Source organism: Devosia neptuniae, assembly GCF_025452235.1.
Classification (GTDB): Bacteria; Pseudomonadota; Alphaproteobacteria; order Rhizobiales; family Devosiaceae; genus Devosia.
Genome location: NZ_CP104965.1, coordinates 1,707,730 through 1,715,000, shown reverse-complemented (window position 1 = coordinate 1,715,000; position 7,271 = coordinate 1,707,730). Strand labels below are relative to the sequence as shown.

At 63.5% G+C, this 7,271-nt stretch carries 6 protein-coding genes (1 of these 6 running past the window's edge); 1 reads left to right on the top strand and 5 read right to left on the bottom strand.

All coding sequences use genetic code 11. The features are described from left to right. Nucleotides 1-411, top strand: the 3' end of a protein-coding gene (locus N8A98_RS11250; protein ID WP_262171406.1) for a M23 family metallopeptidase. It extends 1,581 nt beyond the left edge of the window; only the last 411 of its 1,992 coding nucleotides appear in the window; the start codon falls outside the window, past its left edge; the stop codon is at nt 409-411. Here the strand turns inward: N8A98_RS11250 and N8A98_RS11245 are convergent. The 5 genes from N8A98_RS11245 to N8A98_RS11225 all read right to left on the bottom strand — a co-directional run bounded on the left by N8A98_RS11245 (nt 408) and on the right by N8A98_RS11225 (nt 7,225). Then, a complete protein-coding gene (locus N8A98_RS11245; RefSeq protein WP_262171404.1) occupies nt 408-1,892 on the bottom strand; it encodes an MFS transporter in 1,485 nt (494 codons plus the stop codon). The genes N8A98_RS11250 and N8A98_RS11245 overlap by 4 nt on opposite strands. Before the next feature lie 30 nt (nt 1,893-1,922). After that, nucleotides 1,923-2,261 (bottom strand): VOC family protein, encoded by a 339-nt coding sequence (locus N8A98_RS11240; RefSeq protein ID WP_262171402.1) that lies wholly within the window; start codon nt 2,259-2,261, stop codon nt 1,923-1,925. A gap of 105 nt (nt 2,262-2,366) precedes the next feature. After that, complete coding sequence (gene clpB / locus N8A98_RS11235; RefSeq protein WP_262171400.1) at nt 2,367-4,970, bottom strand: ATP-dependent chaperone ClpB; 2,604 nt, start codon at nt 4,968-4,970, stop codon at nt 2,367-2,369. A 241-nt stretch (nt 4,971-5,211) separates the two neighbouring features. Further along, nucleotides 5,212-5,958: a DUF4167 domain-containing protein gene (locus tag N8A98_RS11230; RefSeq protein WP_262171398.1), complete on the bottom strand. Its 747-nt coding sequence runs from the start codon at nt 5,956-5,958 to the stop codon at nt 5,212-5,214. A gap of 346 nt (nt 5,959-6,304) precedes the next feature. Next, nucleotides 6,305-7,225, bottom strand: a complete 921-nt coding sequence (locus N8A98_RS11225) for a N5-glutamine methyltransferase family protein (protein WP_262171396.1) — start codon at nt 7,223-7,225, stop codon at nt 6,305-6,307. Nucleotides 7,226-7,271: the final 46 nt, after the last annotated feature.

The window sequence follows — 7,271 nt, the reverse complement described above, 5'->3', positions numbered from 1 at the left end:
CCCTCGGGCACGCCGATCTATGCCTCGGGCGACGGCACCATCCAATTGGCCGGCTGGCAATCGGGCTATGGCAACAAGATCGAAATCAAGCACGTCAATGGCTACGAAACCGCCTATGGCCACATGTCGCGTTTTGCCGATGGCATGAAGCCAGGCGTGCGGGTGCGGCAGGGCCAGGTGATCGGCTATGTCGGCTCGACCGGCCAATCGACGGGGCCGCATCTGCATTTTGAAATGCATATCAACGGCAATCTGGTCGATCCGCTCAGCGTCAAGCTGCCCAAGGAAAATTCCCTGGCCCAGCGCTATGACGGCAAGTTCAAGGAAACCGTGGCCCAGATCAACGATCTGATGGCGCGCGATCCTGCGCCGGTCACGGTGGCGCATGCGGATACTGCCGCGGTCCGCTAGGCTCGGGCCGGCAGGTTTTTACGCTCCAGCGTCAGCCAGGCGATCACTGCTGACAGTAGGCTCAATCCCGCCGTGACATAGGCAATGGCGGCAAAGGCCGCGTCGGTTGCGGCAAGGCGCATGGTTTCCTCAGTTTCGGTCAACCCGCTTGCCGGCAGGCCGAAGAAGATCGGCAATTCGGCGGCGCTGCCCAATGCGCGCTCGAATACCGAAGCCACCACCAAGCCCAGCAGGGCCACGGCCATAAGTCCGGCCACACGGGCCACGGCATTGTTGACGCCCGAGGCGACGCCGGTATCGTGATCGGCCACCGAGGTCATGACCGCTGTCGACAGCGGCGAAACGACCAGCCCCATCCCGAGCCCCAGGAGAGCGACACAGGGCAGCACGGCAAGCCACACATTATGCAGCGGCGTGGTGATGCCCAGCAAGAAGAAGGCCGCGGCGACGATCAGCGAACCCAAGGCAATCAATGGCGCCGGGCCGAATGTATCGGCCCATTTGCCGCTGAACGAGGAAAGCACCGTGAGCAATACGCCCATGGGCAGCAATGCCAGGGAGACATTGGCCGGGGTGACGCCCCAACCGCCGATCATGGTCATGGGCAGGAAGAACATGGCGCCGCCCAGGGCGAAATAGAGGGCAAAGGTCAGCCCATTCGCACCGGAAAATGCTTTATTGGCAAAGAGCCGCAGCGGCAGCATGGGGGATGCGGTGCGCGCTTCCCAGATGAGAAAGATCGCGCCAAGGACCAGCCCGCCGCCAACGAACCCCGCCATATGCAGCAGGCCCGGCGTGCTCTCGCTGCCATCGCCGGTGAGGCCATAGGCGACCAGCATCAAAGCTAGGGTGGCCAAAGCTGCGCCGACGATATCAAGCCGCCGCCCGGCCTCAGGCCGATCCGCATTGACCTTGAACCACAGCAAAGCCAGGGCAATGCCGCCCAGCGGCAGGTTGATGGCAAAGACCAGCCGCCAGCTCCAATCCCCGAAGGCGGTCAGCACGAACCCGCCAATGATCGGGCCGGCAATGGAGGTGAGCGAGGACGCCGCCGCCCAGATGCCGATGGCCTTTCCGCGTTCCTCGCGCGGATAGGCCTTGGCGATGATGGCGAGGCTGCCCGGCACCATGAAGGCCGCGCCGGCGCCCTGCACTGCACGGGCTATGACCAAAACCGCAGGGCTTGGCGCCAACGCACAGACCATGGAGGCCAGGACGAACACCACAATGCCCCAGCCGAAGGTGGTGCGCAGCCCGAACCGGTCGCCGGCGGCACCACCCAGCAGGATCAGCGCCGACAGGAACAGCAGATAGCCATTGCTGATCCATTGCGCATCGGCGAGCGTGGCGCCCAGATCGGCGCGAATGGCCGGGATGGCGATCGAAATCACCGAGCCATCGATAAAGCCCATGCTCGAGGCCAGGATTGCCGCGATCAGCACGAAGTGCCGGCTTTGCGGCGCGGCAATATCCTGGCTCATTGGAGGTCCCTCAACCCTTAGGTGAACAGCCTATTCCCGCGCGACCCAAACGGCTAGCTCGTTTCCGCCCGGCTCGCGGAAGTGAAACCGCCGACCGCCGGGGAAATCGAACTGCGCCCGCGTGATGACGCCGCCCGCCTTGATCACGCGCTGCTCGGCCGCATCGAGATCATCGGTCCGCACAATGGCCATGGTCGCGGCGACCCTGCCACTGGCCTGGTCGACGCCGCCATCAATGCCCGCGTCATCCAATCCATCATAATCGGGACCATAGCTGGTCATGCCCCAGCCGAAGGCGGCTTGGAAGAACGCACTGGTCTGCCCGCGATTGGTCGAGGGGAACTCGATATAATCGATCTTGTCACGCATTTTACACTCCTCATCGTTCTTCATTTGTTCTTGCACGTGGAATGCCGTCGCGCAAGAGCCCACACAGCAAATGGGCCGGTCTTTCGACCGGCCCATCGCGTCTGATCAGGCAGCGGCATCGGCCGTGGCCGGTCCGCCCGGCAGCAGCACGATGCCATCATCATTGGCATCGACCACCACATTGGAGCCGTCGCTGACCCGGCCGCCCAGGATTTCCTCGGCCAGGCCATCCTGCACCGAACGCTGGATCACCCGCTTGAGCGGACGCGCGCCATAGGCCGGATCATAGCCTTCATGGGCCAGCCATTCACGAGCCCGCGGCGTCAATTCGAGATTGATGTCGCGATCCCGAAGCAGCTGCTGCAGCCGGCCGAACTGGATATCGACAATGGAACCCATATGTTCGCGGCCGAGCCGGTGGAACAGCAGGATCTCGTCGATCCGGTTGAGGAATTCGGGCCGGAACGCCGCCTTGACCATGTCGAGCACTTTGCCGCGCACCAGTTCCACCGATTCCCCGTCCTTGAGGTCGACCAGATATTCGGCCCCCAGATTGGAAGTAAGGATGATCACCGTATTGCGGAAATCCACCGTGCGGCCCTGCCCGTCGGTAAGACGGCCGTCATCGAGCACCTGCAAGAGGACATTGAATACGTCCGGATGCGCCTTTTCGATCTCGTCGAACAGCACGACCTGATAAGGCCGCCGCCGCACGGCCTCGGTCAACGCACCGCCTTCGTCATAGCCGACATAGCCCGGAGGGGCGCCGATCAGGCGAGCCACGGAGTGCTTTTCCATGAACTCGCTCATGTCGAGCCGCACCATGGCGGTTTCGTCATCGAACAGGAACTGCGCCAGAGACTTGGTCAGCTCGGTCTTGCCGACGCCGGTCGGCCCCAGGAACATGAACGAGCCGATCGGCCGGTTCGGATCCTGTAGGCCGGCGCGCGAACGGCGTACCGCCCGAGCCACAGCGGCCACGGCCTCGGCCTGCCCGATAACGCGGGCGCCCAGCGAAGTTTCCATATGCAGCAGTTTTTCGCGCTCGCCTTCCAGCATCCGGTCGACCGGTATGCCGGTCCAGCGGGACACGACCTGGGCGATATCGCTGGGAGTCACGACTTCGGCCGCCATCAGCGGATCATTGCCATTGGCTTCGTCGCTTTTGATCTTCTTTTCCAACTCCGGAATAACGCCATAGGCCAGCTCCCCGGCCTTGCCGAGGTCGCCGCGCCGCTGCGCGATTTCGAGCTGGCTGCGCGCCGCATCGAGTTCTTCCTTGAGCTTCTGGCTGCCCTGCAGGCGATCCTTCTCCGCCAGCCACTTGGCCGACAGCGTCTGGGCCTGCTCCTCGAGCCCACCCAATTCGCCTTCGAGCCGTTCGAGCCGGATACGCGAGCCGTCATCGTCTTCCTTGCGCAGGGCTTCGCGCTCGATCTTGAGCTGCATGATGCGGCGATCGAGTTCGTCCAGCGCTTCGGGCTTGCTGTCGACGGCCATGCGCAACCGCGCTGCCGCCTCATCCATCAAATCGATGGCCTTGTCGGGCAGGAAACGGTCGGTGATGTAGCGATTGGACAAGGTCGCAGCGCTCACCAGGGCCGAGTCGGAAATCCGAATGCCGTGATGCAGCTCATACTTTTCCTTGAGCCCGCGCAGGATCGAGATGGTGTCTTCCACCGTCGGTTCGTCGACAAAGACCGGCTGGAACCGCCGGGCCAGGGCCGCGTCTTTCTCGATATATTTGCGATATTCATCCAGCGTCGTCGCACCCACGCAATGCAACTCGCCCCGCGCCAAAGCGGGCTTGAGCAGATTGGACGCATCCATCGCCCCATCCGACTTGCCGGCCCCCACCAGGGTATGCATTTCGTCGATGAACAGGATGATCTGCCCATCCGACGAGGTGACTTCGCTCAAAACGCCCTTGAGACGCTCTTCGAACTCGCCGCGATATTTCGCGCCGGCAATGAGCGAACCCATATCCAGCGACAGCAACGACTTGTTCTTGAGGCTCTCCGGCACATCGCCATTGACGATGCGGATGGCCAGGCCCTCGGCAATCGCCGTCTTGCCCACGCCGGGCTCGCCGATCAGCACCGGATTGTTCTTCGTGCGGCGGCTCAGCACCTGAATGGTGCGGCGGATTTCCTCGTCGCGGCCAATCACCGGATCAAGCTTGCCCTCGCGCACATCCTGGGTCAGGTCGCGCGCATATTTCTTGAGCGCATCATAGCTGTTCTCGGCCGATGCCGAATCCGCGGTGCGACCCTTGCGGATCGCCTCGATAGCCGTGTTCAGCCCCTGCGGCGTCACGCCGGCCGAGCTCAAAATCTTGGCCGCATCGGTGTCCTTCTCGACCACCAGCGCCAGCAGCAGCCGCTCGACGGTGACATAGCTGTCGCCCGCCTTCTGCGCCGCGCTTTCGGCGGTGTCGAATACGCGCGCAATTTCGCGGCTCAGATAGAGCTGGCTGCCGTCGCCCGATACGGATGGAATTTTGGCCAGGGCCGCCTCGACGGCCGCCCGCGCTGCCTTGGGGTCGCCCCCGGCGCGCTCGATCAGCCCATTGGCCATGCCCTGATCGTCGTCAAGCAGTACCTTGAGCAGATGCAACGGCGCAAATTGCTGATGCCCCTTGCCCAGTGCAATGGTCTGCGCGCTCTGGATAAAGCCGCGCGCCCGCTCGGTGTATTTTTCGATATTCATGCAACTCTCCTGATCTCGCCCGCGGCCCGGCCCATCAAAGGCACCGAACCCACGGCGGAAGCGTCGTCTGATGAAACGCCCGGACCGGAAGAATGGCAGCAAAAGTGGCTTTCACTTTTGTGCTTCGCCATTCGACCAGCTTCAATATCGGCGCTGCTTCATCACGACAGATATATGGGGAGGCCTTTGCAAACGAAAAGGCCGGACATTGCTGTCCGGCCTTTGAAATTGTCGCTGCGGATTATTCCGCTGCGGTTGCGGTCTTGCCGCCGGTGAGGAAGGCGGGCAATTCGCCGACATCGGGCTGCGGTGCGCCAGCCGGATCGCCGGCATCGCCACCCGCCGGACGGCGGCGGCGCGGACGGCGCGGCTTGCGGGCTTCGCCCTCGGCCTGCTGTTCGGCTGCTGCTTCAGTGTCGCTCTCGACGACCGGCTCGGCGGCCACGGCGGCGATCTGGGGCTGTTCCTGCTGTTCGGGACGCTCCTGACGGGGGCGTTCCTGACGCGGCCGCTCCTGGCGGTCACGACGCTGGCGATCGCCGCGATCGTTGTTGCGCTCGCCCTGCTGCTGCTGTTGCGGCTGCTCGGCGCGGTCGCCCTCGCCCTGCTCGTCGCCGTCACCCTGCTGGCTTGGCTGCTGGATGGGCTGGGGCGAAGCGAAGCGCGAGTTCATCTCGGGCATATCGTCGTCGAAATCATCGTCCTGGCTCTGCCCGTCCGGCCGCTGGCCGCTCTGGGCCTGCTGGGCGGCGGTGACGATGCGGAAATAATGTTCGGCGTGCTGGAGATAGTTCTCCGCCATCACCGAGTCGCCGCTCGATTGCGCATCGCGGGCGAGCTGGAGATATTTCTCCGCAATGTGAGCAGCGTTACCGCGGACTTTTACGTCCGGACCATTGCTCTCGAAATTGCGGGACAACGGGTTGACGTGCTTGCGTCCACCGTTCCGGCTACGCTGCCGGTTCTTGTTCTGATTATTGGGTCTCATCTGGTCGCTTTATCTAACTCTAGAAAAATAAGCGTCACACGTCTGGCGGACCGGCATCTGCCTGGTCTGGCCACTCCCTGGCCAAGCTCGCGCTCGAAACATGGGGTTCTATCTGGCTTCATGAAGACCGACACCGTCGTGCAGCGTCGCCATATGATCCTGATCTATCCTGCGTCGCTCCAGCCTCTGCCGGAACCGCGCTGCACCTTGCAGCCTCAGGAAATGATCGGGTGGCGTGTCGCCGTGGCGCCCATGATGCGCCGTTGACAGCAAGGGCACGCTATATTGTTCGGCCGGTCTTTGCCAGCATTAATTGCGCGGCGCACTTTATCGCCTGACTGGCCGCTCAAACATGGTGTGCACTGACCACCCGGTCAAGGCCGTTAAGGTCTTTGTGAAGCGTGACGTCGGTAAATCCGGCGGCCTCGAACAGGCCGGTGACGGCCTCGCCCTGATCATAGCCGATCTCGACCAGCACACGCCCGCCCCGCTTGAGCCAGTTGCGGGCTTGCGCCGCAATCACCCGGTAAGGCGCCAGCCCATCGGGCCCACCATCCAGCGCCAGGCGGGGATCGAAGCTCTTGACCTCGTCGGCCAGGGTTTCGATCACGGCGGAATTGATATAGGGCGGATTGGAGACGATCAGGTCGAAACCGGCATCGCTACCCCCACCCCTCCCCACAAGGAGGAGGGAGTTCGTCTGGTGATCAATCTCGGCAACTAGCCCCACACGCGGTGCAGTTCCCTCCCCCTTGTGGGGAGGGCTAGGGTGGGGGTTCTCGATCAACGGCTCAAACCAGCTCCCCTGCAGAAACACCAGCCGCTCAGCCACACCATGCCGCTCGGCATTGCCTTGCGCGGCGACCAACGCCTCAGCGCTCAGATCCGTCGCCACGCCACTCGCGTCGGCGCGATTGACCAGCACCGCTATGGGAATGCATCCCGTGCCGGTTCCCAGATCGAGCAGCTGCCCGCCCTGGGGCAGGGCATCCAGCGCCATATCCACCAGCAATTCGGTTTCCGGCCGCGGCTCGAGCGTCGCGCCATTGAGCGCAAAGGCCAGGCCGTAAAATTCGCGCTCGCCGATGATCCGCGCCACCGACTCGCCGCTCAGGCGCCGCTGCATCAGCCCGGCAATCCGCTCGGCGGCTCCAGCCTCGACCGGCTCATTTTCGCGCAGCGCCATGTCGAGCGCCGTCAGTCCCAGCCCATAGCCGGCCAGCAGCTTGGCGTCGAGCGCCGGGGAGGCAAAACCCTGCCGGTCCAAGGCATCGCGCCAACCGCGCCATAGCGCCCCGATCGTGGGTGTGGCG